Here is a 21,136-nt window from a genome sequence, read left to right on the forward strand (position 1 = left end):
GGATGCGCAGGTCAGCGCACGTGGTGCCGTACGTCACCCTGCCGGTGGGCGGGTCACTCGACCACGTGCCGGCCCTCGGGGCGCGCGCTGCAGGAGGCGCGGAACGCGCAGTGGGTGCAGTGCTGGCCGGTGGTGGGGGTGAACCGTTCGTCGAGGACCTTTCCGGCGGCGGTGGCCAGCAGCTCACCGACCCACTCCCCCGCCGGCGGCTCCTGGGTCTGCACCTTGGGCAGGCTCTCGCCGCCGTCCCGTTTGGCCGCGCCCTGTCTGAGGTGGACGAGTTCGGCACCGCCGGGGCCGGGGCGCGCGCCGTCGAAGGCGGTGTCGACGGCGCCTTCGCTCACGGCGAGCTGGTAGACGGCGAGCTGCGGGTGGCGGGCCACCTCGGCGGCGCTGGGTGCCTGCTTGCCGGTCTTGAAGTCGACGACGTAGGCGCGGCCCTCGGCGTCGGCCTCGACGCGGTCCATCTGGCCGCGGATGCGGACCTGGTAGTCGCCCGCTTCGAGGGTGATGTCGAAGTCCTGTTCGCTGACCACGGGGGTGCGGCCGGTGCGGTTGAGGACGTGCCAGTTCAGGAAGCGTTCGAGCGCCACGCGCGCGTTGTCCTTCTCCTGCGCCGACTTCCAGGGCGCGTCGAAGGCGAGCGCGTTCCACACCGAGTCCAGGCGTTCCATCAGGACGTCGAGGTCGGCGGGGGTACGGCCGGAGGCGACCTCGTCGGCGAGGACGTGGATGACGTTGCCGAAGCCCTGGGCGGTGGTGGCGGGCGCGTCGGCCTTCACCTCCCGGCCGAGGAACCACTGCAGGGAGCACGTGTTGGCGAGCTGGTCGAGGGCGCTGCCGGAGAGCACGACGGGCTGGTCGCGGTGGCGCAGCGGCACCTTGCTCTCGGTCGGCTCGAACATGCCCCACCAGCGGTAGGGGTGCGCGGACGGCACCAGGGGGCGCCCGTCCTCGTCGGCGAGCGCGGCGAGCCTCGCCAGGCGGCGGGCGGCGGCCTCGCGCAGCCGGTCCGAGGCGTTCGGGTCGACGGTGGTGGCGCGCAGTTCGGCGACGAGCGCGGCCACGGACAGCGGGCGGCGGGGGCGGCCGGTGACGTCGCGGGGCTCGACGCCCAGCTCGGTCAGGAAACGGGACGGCTGGTCGCCGTCGTCGGCCGGTGCCTTCACGGCGGTGACGACGAGGCGCTCACGCGCGCGCGTGGCGGCCACGTAGAACAGGCGGCGCTCCTCGGCGAGCAGCGCGCCGGGGGTCAGCGGCTCGGCGAGGCCGTCCCGGCCGATGCGGTCCGCCTCCAGCAGGGAGCCGCGGCGGCGCAGGTCGGGCCACAGGCCCTCCTGGACGCCGGCGACGACGACCAGCCGCCACTCCAGGCCCTTGGAGCGGTGCGCGGTCATCAGACGGACGGCGTCGGGGCGTACGGCACGGCGGGTGAGGGTGTCGGCGGCGATGTCCTGGGCCTCGATCTCCTCCAGGAAGTTCAGGGCGCCGCGGCCGCCGGTGCGCTCCTCCGCGCGCGCGGCCGTGGCGAACAGCGCGCACACCGCGTCCAGGTCGCGGTCCGCGTTGCGGCCGGCCGCGCCGCCGCGCCGGGCGGCCCGCTCCAGGCGGGTGGGCCAGGGCGTGCCCTCCCACAGGTCCCACAGCGCCTCCTCCGCCGTACCGCCGCCGGCGAGGCGCTCGCGGGCCTTGCGAAGCAGCGCGCCGAGGCGCTGCGCCCCGCGCGCGTAGGCCGGGTCGTGCGTCACCAGGCGCTCGGGTTCGGCGAGAGCCTGGGCGAGGAGCTCGTCGGAGGGCGGCGGCAGCGGGTTCCCGGCGGCCCGCTCCTCCTCGCGCAGGGCGCGTCCGAGGCGGCGCAGGTCGGCGGTGTCCATGCCGGCGAGGGGGGAGGCGAGCAGGGTGAGAGCGGTCTCGGCGTCGAGCCAGGGTGTACGGGCACCGGCCGGCTCGTGGGCGGAGGGGTGCGGTTCGGGGGGTGCGCCGGTGCCGGTGCCGTCGCCGGGGACGGTTCCGTCGGTCGATGCCTGCTCGGGGCCGCCGGGCTCGGTCGTTCCGCCTGAGTCACCGGAGTCAGTCGAGTCACCGGAGTGACCGGAGTCGTCGGAGTCGCCGGAGTCGCCGGAGTCGCCGGTCGCACCCGGCTCGGCCGGCTCGCCGGGCAGCCCCAGGGCGTCCGGCACGGGGTCCGCGTTACCGGCGGCGTCGTCGTCCCGTTGTCGGTCGGCGTCCGCCGTGGGCTCCGCGGCCGCGTCGACCGGTCGCTGGGCGGCCTCGGCCGTGGCGACCACCCTGAGAGCCGTCAGCAGGGGTGCGACCGCCGGCTCGTGGCGCAGGGGCAGGTCGTCGCCGTCGATGTCCAGGGGGACGCCCGCCGCGGTGAGCGCGCGGCGCAGCGTCGGGATGCTGCGGGAGCCTGCGCGCACGAGGACGGCCATGTCGTTCCAGGCGACGCCGTCCTCCAGGTGGGCGCGGCGCAGGATGTCGGCGACGTTGTCCAGCTCCGTGCCGGACGTCGGGTACGTGTAGACCTCGACGCGGCCGCCGTCGCGTACGGGCGCGGGCTCGCGGTGGGCGCGGACCTTGTCGGCGGGCAGCCGGGACAGCGGCATGCGCTGGGTGATCAGGCGGGTGGCGGCCAGCAGGGCGGCGCCGGAGCGGCGGGAGGTGCGCAGCACCTCGACAGGGGCAGGGCGGCCGTCCGCGCGCGGGAAGACGGCCGGGAACTCGAGGATGCCGTTTACGTCGGCGCCCCGGAACGTGTAGATCGACTGGTCGGGGTCGCCGAGCGCGACCAGGGTGCGTCCGCCCCCGGCCAGGGCGCGCAGGAGGCGTACCTGGGCGGGGTCGGTGTCCTGGTACTCGTCGACGTACACCGCGTCGTACTGGCCGGCGAGCCGGGCCGCGACCTCGGGGCGCTGGGCGAGCAGCACCGCCCGGTGGACGAGTTCGGCGTAGTCGATGACGCCCTGGAGGTCGAGGACGTCGAGGTACTCGGCGAGGAAGGCGGCGGCGGCGCGCCAGTCGGGGCGGCCGATGCGGTGGGCGAAGGCGTCCAGCGCGCCGGGACCGAGGCCGAGCTCTCGGCTGCGGGCGAGGACGGCGCGTACCTCGTCGGCGAAGCCGCGCGTGGTCAGGCAGGCGCGCAGCTCGTCCGGCCAGCGCACGGAGGTGAGGCCGAGCCGCTCCAGGTCGGGCTGCCCGGCCAGCAGCTCCCGGACCGCGACGTCCTGCTCGGGGCCGGACAGCAGGCGCAGCGGTTCCGTGAACAGGCCGCTGTCCTGGTGGGCGCGGACCAGAGCGTAGCAGTACGAGTGGAAGGTGGTGGCCCGGGGGGCACGGACGGCGCCGATGCGCAGGGCCATGCGGTCGCGCAGGTCGACGGCGGCCTTGCGGCTGAACGTCAGCACGAGGATGCGCTGCGGGTCCCCGCCGGCGGCGATGCGCGCGGCGACGGACTCCACCAGCGTGGTGGTCTTGCCGGTTCCGGGACCAGCGAGGACCAGAAGTGGTCCTGTCTTGTGGTCAACCACGGCGCGCTGTGCCGCGTCCAGAGGAGGGGGGTCCACCTCGGGCGGCGGGGTCCGGACGAGTCGGTAAGCGCCACGTGCGCCCTGCCGCACCGGGGGGTGCGGCAGGCGCCTGGTGGAGAAAGAGGAGCTCACGTGGTTCGCCGGTCCTGGTGGTTGTGCTGGTGGGCAGGCGGTCACGCGTGCGAGGCGGTGGCCGCGGGGTGAGGGGGGCACGTGCAGCCGACGCTACGCCGCCGCACCGGACGGAAGCAGGGCTTCCGATTCTTCCCTCGCGGCCCTCGTGGCCCCCGCGTCACGTGAGTCCCTCACCTCACGAACGTACGTCATGCCGCGGGGGTCCCCGGTGTCCCTCGTACGGGCCACAGGCTCCCCTCCCCGGCGCACGATGGCGGAAGCTGTCAGGTGTGACCCTCCACACCCGCGTCGCCGTCCCAGCGGGCCCGTCTCATGTCGAGGCGCGGCACATGGCCCTCGGCGCTCCTGGCCGCCTCCTTCAGGGGCGTGCCCTCCGCGCGGTAGTGGGCGAGGGCGCGCAGCTCGTGGCCGGGCAGCAGCACCCCGTCGGAGCGCACCACGCGCCACCAGGGGACGGCGCTCCCGTAGAGGGACATCACCCGGCCGACCTGGCGCGGCCCCACGCGCCGTCTCCCGCCGGTCTCGCCGACGTCGTCGGTCTCGCCGTCGAGCCACTCGGCGACGTCGCCGTACGTCATGACGTGCCCGGGCGGGATCCGCTCGGCCACCTCCAGGACCCTCTCGGCGTACTCCGGCAGCGCGTCGGCGTACCCCTCGCGGGTGTCCTCGGCAGGGCTCTGCTCGCTCATTCGCCCCATCCTGCCGCACCCCACCGACAACGGGACGGCGAAGCCGCGACAGGCCCACTCGCCCTCGGGCGGTGCTTCCGGCAGACTGTCCGCCCGCGCATCCGCACCCTGATGCCCCCGCGGGCCGGTGGGGCATGCCACCATCGTGCGGGCGGTGACCGGTGATACGAGACCAAGAAGAGACCATGAAGCAGCAGGGCGTGCACCCCGAAGGCGCGGAGGGCACCCCTGACGTTCCCGCGCGTCCCGACGCCGCCCGCTCGAACCGGGACGACACCGGCACGGCGGATGAGAAAGGCACGCGCGCGCCGGAGGAGAACGGCACCCGCGCGGAGGACGCCGGGGGCGCGGACGGTGCCGGGACCGCGGGAACGGACGGTTCCGGCGGCAAGGGCCGGGACGCCGCCAGGCCCGCGGGTGAGGACGGCGGTGCGCCCGAGGACGGCGGAGCCCCCGAGGACCGCGGCGACGATCAGCACGCGGACGCGGTGGAGGGCGACGAACCACTGCTCCCCGCGCGCGTGCACCGCCCCTCCGACCTCATGCGGCTGCTCGTCGGCGTCCTCGCCATCGTCGTGCTGCTCGCGATCGCCGCGTTCGCGCACGGCACCACCTCGGGCCTCGAACAGGACATCAACAAGGGCACCGGACAGGCACCCGACCTGCTGATCAAGATCGCGGGGCTGGCGTCCAGCATCGCGATCCTGCTGGTACCGGTCGCCTTCGCGATCGAACGGCTGATCAAACGCGACGGGCTGCGGATCGCCGACGGCGTCCTGGCGGCCGTCCTCGCGCACGGGGTGACCCTCGCCACCGACCTGTGGGTGGCGAGGGCCGCCCCGGACTCCATCCAGGAGGCGCTCACCCAGCCCTCACCGGGGGACATCCACGCCCTCACCGACCCGGTCCACGGCTATCTCGCGCCGGTCATCGCGTACATGACGGCCGTCGGCATGTCCCGCAGACCCCGATGGCGCGCGGTGCTGTGGATCGTGCTGATGCTCGACGCGTTCTCGATGCTGGTCACGGGCTACACGACACCGTTCTCGATCATCCTGACGGTCCTGATCGGCTGGACCGTCGCCTACGGCACCCTGTACGCGGTCGGCTCGCCCAACGTGCGCCCCACCGGGCAGACCCTCATGGCGGGCCTCAGGCACGTCGGATTCCACCCCGTCTCCGCCGCCCGCGAGGAGACCGTGGAGACGGAGAACGGCGACCGGGGCCGGCGCTACTTCGTCACTCTGGAGGACGGCCCTCCGCTGGACGTCACGGTCGTCGACCGGGAGCAGCAGGCCCAGGGGTTCTTCTACCGGGCCTGGCGCAACCTGACCTTGCGCGGCTTCGCGACCCGTTCCAGCCTCCAGTCGCTGCGCCAGGCGCTGGAGCAGGAGGCGCTGCTGGCGTACGCGGCGATCGCGGCGGGGGCCAACGCGCCCAAGCTGATCGCCACCTCCGAGCTGGGCCCCGACGCGGTGATGCTCGTCTACGAGCACACCGGCGGTCGCACGCTGGACTCGCTGGCGGACGAGGAGATCACCGACGAGCTGCTGCGTAACACCTGGCACCAGGCGCGGGCGCTGCAGTCGCGGCGGATCGCGCACCGCCGGCTGGCCGGTGACGCGATCCTGGTGGATCGTTCCGGCAGGGTGATCCTCACCGAGCTGCGCGGCGGCGAGATCGCGGCCGGTGACCTGCTGCTGCGCATGGACGTGGCCCAGCTGGTCACCACCCTCGGCCTGCGGGTGGGCGCCGAGCGCGCCGTGGCCTCCGCCGTCGGTGTGCTCGGCCCGGACGCCGTCGCCGACTGCCTGCCGATGCTGCAGCCCATCGCGCTGACGCGCTCCACGCGCGCGACGCTGCGCCGACTGGGCCGGGAGCGGGCGCAGCGCGAGCGCGAGGCGGTGCTGGAGGCCTCACGGCAGGCCAAGCAGGCGCGTCTCGACGAGGCGTCCGAGACGGGCCCGGTGCTGGAGAAGCCCGACAAGAAGACGGTCCGTGCCGAGCAGCGCGCTGAGAAGCGGGCCCTCGACGAAGCGCTGGACGAGGCCCGCGAGGAGGATCTGCTCACCCAGATCCGGCACCAGGTGCTGCGGATCAGGCCCCAGGCACCGGTGGAGCCGGCGCGTCTGGAGCGGGTGCGTCCGCGCACGCTCATCAGTTTCATCGCCGGCGCGATCGGCGCGTACTACCTGCTCACGCAGCTCACGCACATCCAGTTCGGCACGCTGTTCTCGCAGGCCCAGTGGGGCTGGGTGGCCGCCGCCGTGCTGTTCTCCGCGCTCAGCTACGTGGCCGCGGCCATGGCGCTGCTCGGGTTCGTGCCCGAGCGGGTACCGTTCCCGCGGACCGTCGGGGCCCAGGTCGCCGGGTCCTTCGTGAAGATCGTGGCACCGGCGGCGGTCGGCGGTGTCGCCCTGAACACGCGCTTCCTGCAGCGCCAGGGGGTGCGCCCGGGGCTCGCGGTGGCGAGCGTGGGCGCGTCGCAGTTGTTCGGTCTGGGCTGCCACATCCTGATGCTGCTGTCCTTCGGCTATCTGACCGGCACCGAGAAGACGCCGTCGCTGTCGCCGTCCCGGACGGTCATCGCCGGCCTGCTGACGGTGGCGGTGCTGGTGCTCGTGGTGACCTCCGTGCCGTTCCTGCGGAAATTCGTCGTCACGCGCGTGAGGTCGCTGTTCGCCGGTGTCGTGCCGCGCATGCTCGACGTGCTCCAGCGGCCGCAGAAGCTGGTCACGGGCATCGGCGGCATGCTGCTGCTGACCGCCTGCTTCGTGATGTGCCTGGACGCCTCGATCCGCGCGTTCGGGGACGGCTCGACCTCGCTGAGCATCGCCAGCGTCGCGGTCGTCTTCCTCGCCGGCAACGCGCTCGGCTCCGCGGCCCCCACCCCGGGCGGTGTGGGCGCGGTCGAGGCGAGCCTCACGCTGGGTCTGATCGCCGTCGGCCTCCCCAAGGAGGTGGCCGCACCGGCCGTCCTGCTGTTCCGGCTGCTGACCCTGTGGCTGCCGGTGCTGCCGGGCTGGCTCGCCTTCAACCAGCTCACCCGCAGAGGCGCCCTGTAGCCGGGCCCTGGTAGCCCGGTCGCGGGCCGTACCTCCAACGGCCCGCGTCCCGCGCGCCCCGGCGCGGGCGGCGTGAGGATGGGTGCATGGCCAACCGATCCCGGCTGAGTGCCGTCGCTCTCACCACCAGCGCCGTCCTGCTGGCCGCGCTGTCGGCCGGCTGCGGCGGCGGTGGCGCCAGGACCGGGGATCTGACGGCTCAGAAGCTGGACTGGAAGGACTGCCCGGCCCCGTCCCAGGCGGAGGGCGGCGGCACCTCCCCCTCCCCGCTGCCCAGCGGCGCCAAGTGGCAGTGCGCCACCATGAAGGCGCCCCTGGACTGGAGCAAGCCCAAGGGCGACACCATCGACATCGCCCTGATCCGCGCGAAGGCGACCGGGGACCCCAGCCGGCGGATCGGCTCGCTCGTCTTCAACTTCGGCGGCCCCGGCGGCAGCGGCGTCAGCACACTGCCGGCCTTCGGCGCGGACTACGCCACCCTGAACACCCGCTACGACCTGGTCAGCTTCGACCCGCGCGGAGTCGGCCGCAGCGCGCCCGTGGAGTGCGAGAGCGACGCCCAGCTCGACTCGTACTTCCAGCAGGACGCGACACCCGACGACAGCGCCGAGCAGAAGCAGCTGGTCGACCGGACCAAGCAGTTCAACGCCGCCTGCGAGAAGAACTCGCGGAAGACCCTGCCGCACGTGCGCACCACCGACGCGGCCCGTGACATGGACCTGATGCGCCAGGTGCTCGGCGACGACAAGCTGCACTACTTCGGCATCTCGTACGGCACCGAACTCGGCGGTGTCTACGCCCACCTGTTCCCCAAGCACGTCGGCAGAGCCGTGTTCGACGCCGTCGTCGACCCCACCGAGGACCCGGAGCAGAGCGCGCTCGGGCAGACCAAGGGCTTCCAGCTCGCGCTCGACAACTTCGCGAAGGGCTGCACGGCAAAGGGCGACTGCCCGATCGGCGACACCCCGCAGGAGGTCAAGGACCGCATCGCCAAGCTCCTCGACGACCTGGAGAAGAAGCCGATCCCGGGTGTCTTCCCGCGCCAGCTGACCCAGACCGCCGCCACCAACGGCATCGCCCAGTCCCTGTACTCCAAGGACTTCTGGGAGTACCTGACCGAGGGGCTCCAGCAGGCGTACGAGGGCGACGGCAAGATCCTCATGCTGCTGTCCGACTCGATGAACGGGCGCAGCGAGGACGGCGAGTACAGCAACATCACCGCCGCCAACGTCGCCATCAACTGCTCCGACGAGAAGCCGCGGTACACCACCGACGACGTCCGGCGGAAGCTGCCCGAATTCCGTGCCGCCTCCCCGGTGTTCGGCACCTACATGGCCTGGGGCATGCTCGGCTGCACCGACTGGGCGGTGCCCGGAGCCGCCGACCATCCCGACGTCAGCGCCCCCGGGTCGGCGCCGATCCTCGTGGTCGGCAACACCGGTGACCCCGCCACCCCGTACGAGGGCGCGAAGAAGATGGTGGACGCGCTCGGCAAGGGCGTCGCCGTCGAGCTGACGTACAAGGGGCAGGGGCACGGGTCGTACGACAGCAAGAACAAGTGCGTGCAGAGCGCGGTGAACGACTACCTGCTGGACGGGAAGGTGCCGAAGACCGGCACGGTCTGCTCCTAGCTCGAATACGCAGGTCAGAGGGTTATCCACAGGCCGTCACGGGGTGGGCCGGCTCCGCCTACCATGGCGTCAACGCCCGCCGCGGCACGACGCGGAGGGCCTGCGAGGGGGGTGCGTGCGCATGTCGCGATTCCTGCGGTGGACGGCGGTCGTCGCCGCGGCGCTGCTGGTGGCCGGATGCGGCGGCTCGTCGGGCGGCGGCCGCGACGAGGGCAAGGGGGCGGCCGGGGGGACGGGTCCGGCGAGCAAGGGCACGGGGAGAACACCGGCGTCCACTCCGCCGGCACTCCCTTCCTCCCTCACCTCGCAGCGGCCCGACTGGCACACCTGCAAGGCCACCGAGGACTCGGCGGCGCCGGGCGACGCGTGGCGGTGCGCCACCCTGAGAGTGCCGCTGGACTGGTCGAAACCGGGCGGTACGACGATCGGCCTCGCCCTCATGCGCTCCCGGGCGACCGGGAGCGGGCGGATCGGCTCGCTGCTGTTCAACTTCGGCGGCCCGGGCGGCTCTGGCCTGTCGATGATGCCGTACTACGCGGCGACCGTCCCGAAGCTGCACGAACGCTACGACCTGGTGAGCTGGGACCCCCGCGGGGTCGGCGCCAGCGAGGGCGTGCGCTGCCGCGGGGACCGGGCCATCGCGAAGGCCGAGCAGGTGGACGCCACCCCGGACACCCCGGCCGAGGAGCGGGCCTACCTGCGGGACGCGGCCGACTTCGGCCAGGGCTGCCGCAAGGCCGCCGGCGCACTGCTGGCGCACGTCTCCACCACCGACACCGCACGCGACATGGACCTGATGCGCCAGGTGCTCGGCGACCGGACGATGCACTACTTCGGCATCTCCTACGGCACCGAGCTCGGCGGCGTGTACGCCCACCTGTTCCCCGGGCGGGTCGGCCGGCTGATCCTCGACGCGGTGGTCGACCCGACCGCCGACGCGGTGGGCCACGCCGAGAACCAGACCCGCGGCTTCCAGCGGGCCCTGGACGACTACCTGAAGTCCACCGGGCAGGACCCGCGCCAGGGCTCACGGAAGATCGCGGACCTGCTCAGGCGCCTCGACAGCGAGCCGCTGCGCACGTCGTCCGGACGCCGACTGACCCAGACGCTCGCGGTCACCGGCATCGTGGTGCCGCTGTACACCAAGGCCGCCTGGCCGCGGCTGACCAGCGCGCTCGACGCGGCGGAGAAGGGCGACGGTTCTCCGCTGCTGGCGCTCGCGGACCAGTACGACGAGCGGGACTCCTCTGGTCACTACGGCACGACGAGCCACGCCCAGCGGGTCATCTCGTGCCTGGACGACCGGCAGCGGCCCACCCTCGCGGAGACGAAGAGGCTGCTGCCCGAGTTCGAGCGGATATCGCCGGTCTTCGGGGACTTCCTCGGCTGGGACACCGCCGGCTGGTGCCACGACTGGCCGGTCCCCGGCCAGTACGACACCCCCGAGGTCAGCGCGCCGGGCGCGGCACCCGTCCTGCTGGTCGGCAACACCGGCGACCCGGCGACCCCGTACGAGGGCACCCGCCGGATGGCCGACGAACTCGGCAAGGGCGTCGGGATCGAACTCACCTGGAAGGGCGAGGGCCACGGCGCCTACGGCAGCGGCAGCGACTGCGTGGACAACGCGGTGGACACCTACCTCCTGGAGGGCAGGGCACCCAAGGACGGCACCGCCTGCTCATGACGGCGGCCCCCTCGACGACCGAAGCCCACGGCGTCCGAGGAGGTCGGAGCCGTGGGCTTCGTCAGTACCACCGGGCGTCGGTGAGGGGTCAGTAGACCGGCTTGCTCGGTTCGATCTGGTTGACCCAGCCGATGACGCCGCCGCCGACGTGGACGGCGTCGGAGAAGCCCGCGGACTTCAGGACCGCGAGGACTTCCGCACTGCGGACACCCGTCTTGCAGTGCAGGACGATCTTCTTGTCCTGCGGGAGGCCCTCGAGGGCGGTGCCCATGAGGAACTCGTTCTTCGGGATCAGCCGGGCGCCCGGGATGGAGACGATCTCGTACTCGTTCGGCTCGCGGACGTCGATGATCTCGATGTTCTCGCCCTCGTCGATCCACTCCTTGAGCTGCTTGGGAGTGATCGTGGAGTCGGCGGCCGCCGCCTGGGCCTCCTCGGACACGACGCCGCAGAAGGCCTCGTAGTCGATGAGCTCGGTGACGGTCGGGTTCTCGCCGCAGACCGCGCAGTCGGGGTCCTTGCGGACCTTGACCTGGCGGTAGGTCATCTCCAGGGCGTCGTAGATCATCAGGCGGCCGACCAGCGGCTCGCCGATGCCCGCGAGAAGCTTGATGGCCTCGTTGACCTGGATGGAGCCGATGGACGCGCACAGCACGCCCAGGACGCCGCCCTCGGCGCAGGAGGGGACCATGCCCGGGGGCGGGGGCTCCGGGTAGAGGCAGCGGTAGCAGGGGCCGTGCTCGGACCAGAAGACCGAGGCCTGGCCGTCGAAGCGGTAGATCGAACCCCAGACGTACGGCTTGTTCAGCAGCACGCAGGCGTCGTTGACCAGGTAGCGGGTCGCGAAGTTGTCCGTGCCGTCGACGATCAGGTCGTACTGGCTGAAGATGTCCATCACGTTGTCGGCTTCGAGCCGCTCCTCGTGCAGGACCACGTTCACGTACGGGTTGATGCCCTTGACGGTGTCGCGCGCGGACTCGGCCTTGGAGCGGCCGATGTCGGACTGGCTGTGGATGATCTGGCGCTGCAGGTTCGACTCGTCGACCTCGTCGAACTCCACGATGCCGAGCGTGCCCACGCCCGCGGCGGCCATGTACATCAGCGCCGGCGAGCCCAGGCCGCCGGCGCCCACACAGAGCACCTTGGCGTTCTTCAGCCGCTTCTGCCCGTCCATCCCCACGTCGGGGATGATCAGGTGGCGGGAGTACCGGCGGACCTCGTCTACGGTGAGCTCAGAAGCTGGCTCGACCAGGGGTGGCAGCGACACGGGGACTCCGTTGGTCGGTCAAACAGTACGGTTGTTCTCTCCGTAACACTGCCACGGCCTTTTTCATTCCGAGACACCCGTCCCGACACGCGAGACGATCTCGTCCCAGTAGCCGGGCATCGTCTCCCAGGGGTCCACCCGGCGGCCCCCGTCGGTGCGGTCCGTGAAGTAGATCGTCCCCGCTCCCTGCCAGCGCGCGATGCGCAGCGCCTCCGCCAGGTGGCCGCGCGGCACACCGTGCACGAAGTGGCAGAACCGGTCGGGCGGGTAGTCGGCGGTCCACTCCGCGACCTGGGAGAAGCGGTACCGGGACCAGGGGCCGCGGAAGGTGACCAGTTGGTCGGCGTTCTCGGCGTAGCCCGGGTACGGGTGGCTGTCGTGGCCGAGGACGAGGTGCGGCGCGTCACCGGTGGCCCGCAGCAGCTTGAGCGCGTGGCGGACCTCCGGCAGCGCCTCCCGCCCGGCGGGGCAGCGGTCCAGGAAGAAACCGTCGACCCGGTACCAGTCCAGGTGGCGCTGCGCGTCGGCGAGCAGGTCGCCGCGGGCGCGGGCGCCGTGGGTGAGGTCCAGGTGGCCGAGGACGCGGACGCCCGCGTTGCGCAGCCGCCCGGCGGCCTCCAGGCAGTGCGGGTCGGGGCGGGTGCCGGGCCCGGCGGCGACGTTGAGCACGACCCAGTCGAGCGGGGTGCCGGGCCGGGCGAGTTCGGCCCACTGGGCCGGGGCGACGAGCGGGTGCGCGTAGCCGGGGACGCCGAGGGCGGTGCGGACGCCGGTGCCGGTGGCGTCCGATGCTGCGGTGCTGGTCAGATGCGGCATGCCGCCTCCATCCAGATGTCGGCGAGGGACTCTTCGAGGTTGATCCGGGGCCGCCAGCCGAGCCGGTCACGCGCGGTGCGCACGTCGGCCTGCTGCCAGCTGCCGCAGCCGTCCGGGTAGGGGAAGGCGACCGGGGACGCGTGGTCGGGGTCGGTGCGCGGGTGGCCGATGGCGCCGCGCAGCGGCCCGGGAGGGGCGTCGAGTTCGTGCAGGGCGCCGCCGTAGCCGGCGACCCTGGCCAGGACGGCGGCGGCGTCGCGGAGGCGGACGGCGCGGCCGGAGCCGATGTTGATGACGCCCTGGGCGGCGGAGAGGGAGGCGGCGTGCACGGCGCGGGCGACGTCGCGGACGTCGACGAAGTCGCGCTGGACGCCGAGGCCGCCGAGCTTCAGCTCGCCGTCGCCGGACTGCATGGCGCGGCGCATGGCCTCGGCGAGCCGGCCGAGCGGGGAGCCGGCCGGGGTGCCGGGTCCGGCGGGTGAGAAGACACGCAGGACGACGGCGTCGAGGCCGGAGCCGAGGACCAGTTCGGTGGCCGCCAGCTTGCTGACGCCGTAGGGGCCGCCGGGGCGCGGCACGGCGTCCTCGGCGGTGGAGGAGCCGGGCTGGCTGGGGCCGTACTCCGAGCCGCACCCGATCTGCACCAGGCGGGCGCCGCAGCCGCTGCGGCGCAGGGCCTCGCAGACGGTGGCGACGGCGACGGTGTTGTGCCGGGTGAGTTCGCGGGCGCCGCCACGGGTGGCGCCCGCGCAGTTGACGACGACCCCGGGGTGGACCGCGTCCAGGAAGCGGGTGAGCGCTCCGGGGCTGCCGGTGGCGAGGTCGAACCGGACGTCGGCGTCGTCGCCGCGGCCGAGCGCGGTGAGCTGGACGGCGGGGTCGGCGAGCAGGCGGTCGGCGACGAAGCGGCCGATGTATCCGTTGGCTCCGATCAGCAGGACCCTCATCGGGCGGCTCCCGGGGTGTGCGCTGCGGCTGCTCCCAAGGCTCCGGACGGTCCGGGCGCTCCGGGCGCTCCGGGCGCTCCAGGTCGGGAGGTGGTCATCTGGTCTTCTCCTTCGAAGGGGTGAGGCGGTTGCCTCCGGCGGTGGGCCGGGCTCCCGGGCGCTGCCACGCGCCCGGGGTGGGTGGCGGCGGGCTCGGTCCGTCCGGTGGCGGAAGGGTCACTCGGGTGCTCCCGCGGGCGCGTGGGCCGAGGCCCGGGTGAGCGTGCGCAGGGCGTGCACCAGCAGGGCCAGGGCCGCCGCGGCGCAGGCGAGCGTGGGGACGGTAGCCGGGCCCCAGGTGTCGGCCGGCGCGCGGACGGGGGCCGCCAGGGCGGCGCAGCCGGGCAGCCGGGCGGCCAGGGCCAGGCCCAGGGACACCGCCTCGGCGGCCGTGGCGGCGCCGAGGGCGAGGGCGGGCGCGTGCCGGTGCTGGTGCACGACGAGCAGGCGGGCGAGCAGGAGGAGGGCGCCCAGGGTGAGGCCCTGCGGGTAGGCGGCGCTCCGGTGCAGGACGGTGCCGCACAGCGCGAGCAGCCCGGTGAGGGCGCCGAGGAACAGGGCGAAGACGCCGGTCAGCAGGGGGCGGGCGGCGGCCGTGAAGTCCTCGAGGCCCCGGCTCCTGGCGAGTTTGCGCCGGGCGCCTGCGGTGAGCAGGTGGGCGCACCAGGCGGCCGGGGCACAGGCCAGGGCGAGCGCCAGGGCGGGGACGCCGGCCACCGGCCAGGGACCGTCGGGCAGGGGGCCGCCCGCGACGGCGGCGCGCAGGAGGCCGTCGCCGAGCAGGGCGTAGCCGAGCAGCCAGAGGGTGCACAGCCGGGTGCCGGGCGCGGTGCGCCAGGAGGGTGGGCCGGACTCGGCGGCGAGGGGTCCCCGGCGCAGGGCCGCGCGGACGGCGAGGGCGACGGCGAGGAGTCCGCCGAGGGCGACCGTCGTGCGGACCCGGCCGTGGGTGAGGCGCAGCCCGGTCACGAGGGCCGTGGCGAGCGCTCCGGGCAGGAGGGTGAGCAGGACCCAGCCGATCCGGACCGGTGGCAGGCGCGGCGGCTCGGGCCGGGGCCGGGGGGCGCCGTCGCGGGGCACGCGCGCGTAGAGCTCCTCGGCGAGCGAGAAGACGTCGCGGTGGCGGAAGCGGGCGGCGGTGCGGTCGGTGACTCCCTGCGCCTCCAGGCCGGCGGCGATCTCCAGGGGGTCGACGGCCCGTTCGCACAGGTCCCGGTGGTGGTGCAGCAGGGTCTTCACGGGGTCGCCCGCCCCGCGCCGCAGGGGCTTCCTGCGCGCCTTCCGGGGCTCGGAATCGACCCCGGGCCGGGTCTCGGCGCCGGGCACGGATTCGGGCGCCGGCGCCGCCACGGACGCGGCCCCCGGTAAGGCGTCGGCCTCGGCCACGGGTACGGCTCCGGCCTCGCGCGCGGCACCAGGGACGCCTCCACCCCCGAGCACGCCTCCACCCCCGAGCGCGTCACCGACCCCGAGCGCGTCACCGACTCCGGCCTCCCCGCCGGCCCCGCGCACAGGTCCAGGCACGCCTCCAGCGCCGTCCCCGTACACCGCGCCGGACAAGTCACCCCCGGTGCGCGGCCCGCCCAAGAGCCCGCCCGGCGGTGCGGTCATGGTCACCGCCTCACCCCACGTGGGGCCCTCGGCGCTGCCGTCGTCGTGGCCCTCGGTGCCGGACAGCCATGCGCGCGAGCGCGCGTCCCAGGCAGTGGCGCCGGTGGGCATGGCGGGGCGGTCCTGGGTGCCCGGCTCGCTCAGGACGTCCCGGTCGCCGTGGCGGCCGTCGGCCGCTTCGGAGCCGCTCACCGTGCCGCCTCCGGGGCCGTGAGGGGGGCCGTCAGCCGGGCGTTCGGCGGGGTGGCGCGGACCGGGCCGCCCGCCGCCCAGGCGGGGACGCCCCGGGGCAGCACGGGAGCCGTGGGCCCGGTCCAGTGGACGGGCACGTGGGCCTCGGCGGGGGCGGCGAAGGGCAGCGGCGCGCCGGCCTCGTCGAGGACGACCCGGCGCACCGGGCAGCGCGAGACGATCTCCAGGTAAATGCCGTGAAATGCCGCGATGTTCTGCTCGACGGTGAACAGTTCGAGCGCGCGGGCGCGCGCGGCGGCGCCCAGGCGCTCACGGCGCTCGGGGTCGCGCAGCAGTGCCACGCACGCCTCGGCGAGCGCCCGCGGGTTGCGCGGGGGTACGACGAGCCCGGTGCCGCCGATGGCCTCCACCACCGCGCCGACGTCGGTGGACACGGTGGCCCGGGCGCAGAGCATGGCCTCCACCAGGGTGATCGGGAAGCCCTCGACGACGCTGGAGAGGACGACGACCGCGCCGGAGGCGTAGGCGTCGGGCAGGGTCGGCACCTCGGGGCCGCCGATCTCCTCGAAGGAGACCGGGTTGTCGCCGACGGCGTGCACGCCCTCGGCCTCGTCGGGGAAGAGCTGGGCGGCGAGCACGCGGCAGTGGCCCAGGTAGACCTCGCCCTCGGGGCCCGCGGGTGAGCCGACGATGCGCAGGCGGGCCGTCGGCCGCTCCTTGCGGACCTCGGCGAAGGCGTGCAGCAGGGAGACCAGGTCCTTGGTGGGGTCGACGGGTCCGACCCACACGAGGGTGTCCGGGTCGGACCGGTCGGCGGCCGGGGCCTCGCCGACCTCGGCGAAGCGGGCCGCCTCCATGCCCGGGTGGACGGTGCGGATCCGGGTGCGATCGGCGCCGCACCGTTCCTGCCAGCGGCGGGCGTGCGCGTTGCCGGGGGTGAGGATCGCGGCGCGCCCGTAGACCTCGGTGGCCAGCCGGCCGTGGAAGGCGGCGAGCAGGGCGCGTACGGCCGGGGCGGCGGCGTCGGGGCCGAGGGTCAGGTAGTGCGAACGCAGTTGCACGCCGTACTCGGTGACCAGCAGGGGCACGCCGGAGAAGTGCCGGGCGAGGAGGCCGGGCAGGGCGGCGGGGCCGCCGGCGGTGGCGTGGCAGAGGTCGGCGGCGCCGAGGCCGTCGTCGCCGTACCAGTCGAGGGAGAGGGGGCGCAGGGCGCGTTCGAGATGCGCGGCGACGGCGAGGAGGTCGGGTACGCGCGCCTCGCGCGCCGTGCGCGACGCTCCGGGCGCGCGGCAGGCGCGCTCCAGGGTGCGTACGGCGGTGTCGGAGCGGAGTGCGCCGGTCAGTCCGCCCTCGTCGCGAGCGAGTTCGGCGAGTCCGTACAGCGCGCTGCCGAAACGGTCCGTCAGTTGGGTGGAGCCGGCGTCGGAGGGGGTGCCGGGAGCAGTGCAGACCGCCTCGGCCAGTTCCCCGTAGCACTCGGTGAAGCGCCGGCGCGCGCGCCGCCCGTAGGAGACGCCGTCGTCCTCGGCCCTCCAGAGCGGGGCCGTGCGGACCCGGCTGACCTGGTCGGGCAGCGGGACCAGGCCCGCGTCCTCCTGGGCGCGGCTGCGGCTGAGCGCGTGGATGTCGAACTCGTGCTGGGCGAGCCCGCGCACGAGCCGGTCGCACCAGAGTCCGGCGTCACCGCTCACATACGGATAGCCACCCTCCGTCAGTAGCCCGATGCGCACGTGTGCACCCCCGATCTCCCGCTGGACGGGAGCCGCCTCGTCGCGGCGGCTCGCAGCGGGACGAACGTATGCGGACAAGGCGGTGGCGCGACGGACGGTTGTCCATCGCGCCACCAAAAGGGGTGAACGGTCGTAACTTTCGCGTGCGGTACGCGTTCCGGCGCGCTAAGAGATCGGACGGTTACCGCCCGGACGCGAAACGTTACGCCACGGCCGGCTCCCGCCGGGTCGCGCGCCGCCGGGCCGCCTGCTCCGGGTCGAGGGCGGGAACGGCGGCCAGGAGCTGCCTGGTGTACGTCTCGCGCGGGGCGCCGTACACCTCGTCCACGGGCCCGGTCTCGACGACCCGGCCCCGGCGCATCACCGCGACCCGGTCGCTGACCTGGCGGACCACGGCGAGGTCGTGCGCGATGAACACGAGCGCGAGGCCGAGTTCCCGCTGGAGTTCGCCGAGGAGTTCGATCACCTGGGCCTGTGTGGTGACGTCGAGCGCGGAGACGGGCTCGTCGCAGACGATGACCCGCGGGTCGGCGGCGAGCGCGCGGGCGATGCCCACGCGCTGGCGCTGTCCGCCGCTGAACTCGTGCGGGTAGCGGTCGTAGTGGGCCGCTTCGAGGCCCACGCGCTCCAGCAGTTCGGTCACCCGTCCCCGGATGCTCCGCTCGTCGCGTCCGCCCCGCGCGCGGAGCGGGTCGGCGATGGACTCGCCCACGCTGCGGCGGGGGTTGAGGGAGGAGACGGGGTCCTGGAAGACCATCTGCACGGACGGGTCCACGCCGGTGTGCGGGCGCCCGTCGTGGCGGATCTCCCCGGCGGTCGGTTCCAGCAGCCCGACCAGCATGCGGCCCAGGGTGGTCTTGCCGCTGCCGCTCTCCCCCACGACGCCGAGGGTCTCGCCCCGGCGGACGGTGAGCGAGATGCCGTCCACGGCCGCGAACGTCCCCTTGCCGTGCCCGAACTCGCGCCGGAGCCCGGTGGCCTCCAGCACCACCTCGCCGGGTTCCCGCGACCCGGTACGCGGCGCGTCGACGCGCGGTACGGCATCGAGGAGTTCGCGGGTGTACGCCTGTCCCGGTGAGCCCAGGACGGTACCGACCGGGCCCTGTTCGACGGCCCGGCCGTGCCGCATGACCAGCACCTCGTCCACGCTCTCGGCGGCGACGCCCACGTCGTGGGTGACGAGCAGCAGGCCCATGCCGGTCTCCTCGCGCAGCGTGTGCAGCAGGTCGAGGATCTGGGCCTGGACGGTGACGTCGAGGGCGGTCGTGGGCTCGTCGGCGATCAGCAGCCGGGGCGAGCAGGCGAGCGCCATGGCGACGAGGGCGCGCTGGCGCATGCCGCCGCTGAACTCGTGCGGGCGGTACCGGGCGCGGCGCCGCGCGTCCGGGATGCCGACCCGGTCCAGCACCTCGACGGCACGCGCGCGTGCGGCGCGGCGGGAGGCGCGGGTGTGGACGCGGTGGACCTCGGCGATCTGGTCGCCGATGGCGTAGTACGGGTCGAGCGAGGACAGCGGGTCCTGGAAGACCATGGCGGCCTTCGCACCGCGCAGCCGGCGCAGTTCCTGCTCCGGGGCCCGCCCGACGTCGGTGCCGGCGACCTGGACGGTGCCGCCGACCCGCGCCCCGGTGCCCCGGTGCAGGCCCAGCAGGGCACCGGCGACCGTGGACTTGCCGGAGCCGGACTCGCCGACGAGCGCGAGGGCGCCGCCCTCCGCGAGCCGGAAGGAGAGGCCGTCCACGGCCCGCACGGAGCCGAACTCGACCGTGAGGTCCTTGACTTCCACGAGGCTCATGCGAGTACCACCCGTCGGTCGGCCACCGCGTAGAGCACGTCCGCGACGGCGTTGGCCACGACCACGAAGAATCCGATGACCAGGACCATGCCGACGACCACCGGGAGGTCGACGACGTTCACCGCGTGCACCAGCTCCTGGCCGATGCCGGGCAGCCCGAACAGGGTCTCGGTGAGGACGGCGCCGCCGACGGCCCCGCCGAAGTTGTTGGCGTTCAGCGCGATGACGGGGGCGAGGGCCCCGCGCAGGGCGTGCCGCCCGACGACCGAGCGTTCGCTGACGCCGTAGGCGCGGAAGGTCCGGATGTGGTCCTCGGCGAGGGTCTCCAGCATGGCCGCACGGGTCAGGCGGGCGAACGCGGCCGCCTCGACGAGCGCGAGGGAGAGCCATGGCAGCAGCAGGTTCCAGGCCCACTGTTCCGGGTCGTCGGTGAACTTCACGTACTGCGGGAAGGGCAGCAGCCGCAGCTCGCCGCAGACGACGATCATGAGGACCAGGCCGATGACGAAGACGGGCGTGGCCGTGCCCGCGAGGGTGAGCGCGGTCAGCGCGCGCTCGGTGAACCGGCCGCGCCGCCAGGCGGAGAGCACGCCGGTGCCGACCCCGAGGACGAGCCAGATCACCATGGCGCCGACCACGAGCGACAGGCTGACCGGGAGCTTGGTCAGGATGATGTCCGTGACCTGCCGGTCGCTCTGGTAGGAGAGCCCGAGGCAGGGCGCGGGGCAGTGCTCGACCGAGGTGCCGGTGGAGTAGTCCTGGCCGGCGAACAGCCCTTCCAGGAAGTGCCAGTAGCGCAGATACAGCGGGTCGTCCAGGCTGAGCTGCCGGGCGACCTGGTGGACCTGTTCCGGGGAGCAGCGCGGGCCGCAGGTGATCTGGGCGACGTTGCCGGGGGTGACGTAGAAGACGACGTAGATGATCACGGAGATGGCGAGGAGGGTGACCAGGGCGCCGGCGCCGCGGCGCAGCACGAAGCCGCCGAATCCGCTCATGCCGCGGCCTCCTTGCCCGCCCGGTCCGCGCGCCTGCCGCCGGTGCCGACGCGCAGGCGTGAGGCCGCGCGCGGGTCGAGGGCGGTGCGGACGCCGTCGCCGACGACGGTCAGCGCGACCACGGTGACGAAGAGGGCGCCTGCGGGCAGCAGCAGGTACTGCGGCGCGGCCTGGTACCAGACGTCGGCGGCGGTGAGCATCTGTCCCCAGGACGGGGTGGGCGGCTTCACGCCGACGCCGAGGAAGGACAGGGCCGCCTCGACGGAGATGTTGAGGGGCACGAGCAGCGCCGCGTAGGTGATGACGGGTGCGGCGAGGCCGGGCAGCAGTTCGCGGCGGGCGATGCGCCAGGTGCCCCAGCCGCTGAGCCGGGCGGCGGCGACGTGGTCGAGTCCCTTGAGGGTGAGGGTCTGGGCGCGGGCGATCTTGGCTATGTTGCCCCAGGCGATCAGGCCGATCACCAGGGTGACCAGGACGGGCCGCGGGAAGCTCGACGGCACGATCGCGAGGAGCGCGAGCGCCATGATCATCAGGGGCAGGGCGACGATGATGTCGGTGATCCGGCTGAGCAGTTGGTCGACCAGCCGGCTGCCGAGCGCCGAGGCGACGCCGAACAGGACGCCGAGGGTCACCTGGATCGCGGTGGCGCCGAGCGCCACTCCCAGGGAGACCCGCGCCCCGTACACGAGCCGTGCGAACAGGTCGCGTCCGGTCTGCGGTTCGACGCCGAGCCAGTGGTCGGCGCCGAGGCCGCCGAAGGAGCCGACGGGCACGCCCCCGCGCGCGGAGTCGATCAGGGAGGGGTGGTAGGTGGTGGGGTCCTGGCCCTCCAGGGCGGTGAGGAGCGGCGCGGCGAGCGCGACCAGGACGAGCAGCGCGACGACGGCCGCGGCGACCAGGGCGGCCCGCTGCGCCCGCAGCCGCCGCCAGAACTGACGGGCCCCCGAGACCCCCGGGGCGGGTGTGTCCGCCCCGGGGGTGTGGGAGGCGACGAGTGCCTCGCTCACGGT

The 21,136-nt window shown here is 74.2% G+C and carries 13 protein-coding genes; 3 read left to right on the forward strand and 10 right to left on the reverse strand.

The annotated features are described in order from the left end of the window. Window positions 1-53 precede the first annotated feature (53 nt). Window positions 54-3,662 carry an ATP-dependent DNA helicase gene (locus PV343_RS36135; protein WP_319151271.1) on the reverse strand — a complete coding sequence of 1,203 codons (3,609 nt, stop codon included), beginning with the start codon at window positions 3,660-3,662 and terminating at the stop codon, window positions 54-56. Between the two features lie 266 nt (window positions 3,663-3,928). Continuing rightward, window positions 3,929-4,354, reverse strand: a complete 426-nt coding sequence (locus PV343_RS36140) for an MGMT family protein (RefSeq protein WP_319151272.1) — start codon at window positions 4,352-4,354, stop codon at window positions 3,929-3,931. A 185-nt stretch (window positions 4,355-4,539) separates the two neighbouring features. On the opposite strand from PV343_RS36140, the gene PV343_RS36145 reads away from it, so the two are divergent. From PV343_RS36145 to PV343_RS36155, 3 genes are all read left to right on the forward strand, one after another. Then, entirely contained in the window at window positions 4,540-7,419 is a 2,880-nt protein-coding gene (locus tag PV343_RS36145; protein WP_319151273.1) for a lysylphosphatidylglycerol synthase domain-containing protein, read from the forward strand. A gap of 86 nt (window positions 7,420-7,505) precedes the next feature. Beyond that, a complete protein-coding gene (locus PV343_RS36150) occupies window positions 7,506-9,050 on the forward strand; it encodes an alpha/beta hydrolase (RefSeq protein ID WP_319151274.1) in 1,545 nt (514 codons plus the stop codon). Window positions 9,051-9,171: 121 nt separating this feature from the next. After that, on the forward strand, window positions 9,172-10,734 hold the full coding sequence (locus PV343_RS36155; RefSeq protein WP_319151275.1) for an alpha/beta hydrolase: 1,563 nt from the start codon (window positions 9,172-9,174) through the stop codon (window positions 10,732-10,734). An 88-nt stretch (window positions 10,735-10,822) separates the two neighbouring features. Here the strand turns inward: PV343_RS36155 and moeZ are convergent, their stop codons facing one another. The 8 genes from moeZ to PV343_RS36195 all read right to left on the reverse strand — a co-directional run bounded on the left by moeZ (window position 10,823) and on the right by PV343_RS36195 (window position 21,133). Further along, window positions 10,823-12,001, reverse strand: coding sequence for an adenylyltransferase/sulfurtransferase MoeZ (gene moeZ / locus PV343_RS36160; protein ID WP_319151276.1), 1,179 nt, complete (start codon window positions 11,999-12,001; stop codon window positions 10,823-10,825). A 63-nt stretch (window positions 12,002-12,064) separates the two neighbouring features. Beyond that, window positions 12,065-12,817 (reverse strand): spherulation-specific family 4 protein, encoded by a 753-nt coding sequence (locus tag PV343_RS36165; protein WP_319151277.1) that lies wholly within the window; start codon window positions 12,815-12,817, stop codon window positions 12,065-12,067. Next, window positions 12,805-13,764, reverse strand: a complete 960-nt coding sequence (locus PV343_RS36170) for an NAD-dependent epimerase/dehydratase family protein (protein ID WP_133920193.1) — start codon at window positions 13,762-13,764, stop codon at window positions 12,805-12,807. Before PV343_RS36170 ends, PV343_RS36165 begins: the two co-directional genes overlap by 13 nt. Window positions 13,765-13,980: 216 nt before the next feature. Then, on the reverse strand, window positions 13,981-15,606 hold the full coding sequence (locus PV343_RS36175) for a hypothetical protein (protein ID WP_415923538.1): 1,626 nt from the start codon (window positions 15,604-15,606) through the stop codon (window positions 13,981-13,983). Further along, on the reverse strand, window positions 15,603-17,336 hold the full coding sequence (locus PV343_RS36180) for a DUF3492 domain-containing protein (RefSeq protein WP_319151278.1): 1,734 nt from the start codon (window positions 17,334-17,336) through the stop codon (window positions 15,603-15,605). The genes PV343_RS36175 and PV343_RS36180 overlap by 4 nt, the downstream gene beginning before the upstream one ends. Window positions 17,337-17,538: 202 nt before the next feature. Beyond that, window positions 17,539-19,131: an ABC transporter ATP-binding protein gene (locus PV343_RS36185; protein ID WP_319151279.1), complete on the reverse strand. Its 1,593-nt coding sequence runs from the start codon at window positions 19,129-19,131 to the stop codon at window positions 17,539-17,541. Beyond that, window positions 19,128-20,126, reverse strand: coding sequence for an ABC transporter permease (locus PV343_RS36190; RefSeq protein ID WP_319151280.1), 999 nt, complete (start codon window positions 20,124-20,126; stop codon window positions 19,128-19,130). Before PV343_RS36190 ends, PV343_RS36185 begins: the two co-directional genes overlap by 4 nt. Further along, window positions 20,123-21,133, reverse strand: a complete 1,011-nt coding sequence (locus tag PV343_RS36195; protein WP_319151281.1) for an ABC transporter permease — start codon at window positions 21,131-21,133, stop codon at window positions 20,123-20,125. Before PV343_RS36195 ends, PV343_RS36190 begins: the two co-directional genes overlap by 4 nt. Between the last annotated feature and the right edge of the window lie 3 nt (window positions 21,134-21,136).

The organism is Streptomyces sp. WI03-4A, assembly GCF_033792105.1.
GTDB classification, from domain to species: Bacteria; Actinomycetota; Actinomycetes; order Streptomycetales; family Streptomycetaceae; genus Streptomyces; species Streptomyces collinus_A.

Bases quoted from the DNA above. Each gene is read 5' to 3' on its own strand.
- PV343_RS36140 (WP_319151272.1), bottom strand. From the start codon at position 4,354: ATGAGCGAGCAGAGCCCTGCCGAGGACACCCGCGAGGGGTACGCCGAC.
- PV343_RS36145 (WP_319151273.1), top strand. From the start codon at position 4,540: ATGAAGCAGCAGGGCGTGCACCCCGAAGGCGCGGAGGGCACCCCTGAC.
- PV343_RS36150 (WP_319151274.1), top strand. From the start codon at position 7,506: ATGGCCAACCGATCCCGGCTGAGTGCCGTCGCTCTCACCACCAGCGCC.
- PV343_RS36155 (WP_319151275.1), top strand. From the start codon at position 9,172: ATGTCGCGATTCCTGCGGTGGACGGCGGTCGTCGCCGCGGCGCTGCTG.
- PV343_RS36165 (WP_319151277.1), bottom strand. From the start codon at position 12,817: ATGCCGCATCTGACCAGCACCGCAGCATCGGACGCCACCGGCACCGGC.
- PV343_RS36170 (WP_133920193.1), bottom strand. From the start codon at position 13,764: ATGAGGGTCCTGCTGATCGGAGCCAACGGATACATCGGCCGCTTCGTC.
- PV343_RS36185 (WP_319151279.1), bottom strand. From the start codon at position 19,131: ATGAGCCTCGTGGAAGTCAAGGACCTCACGGTCGAGTTCGGCTCCGTG.
- PV343_RS36190 (WP_319151280.1), bottom strand. From the start codon at position 20,126: ATGAGCGGATTCGGCGGCTTCGTGCTGCGCCGCGGCGCCGGCGCCCTG.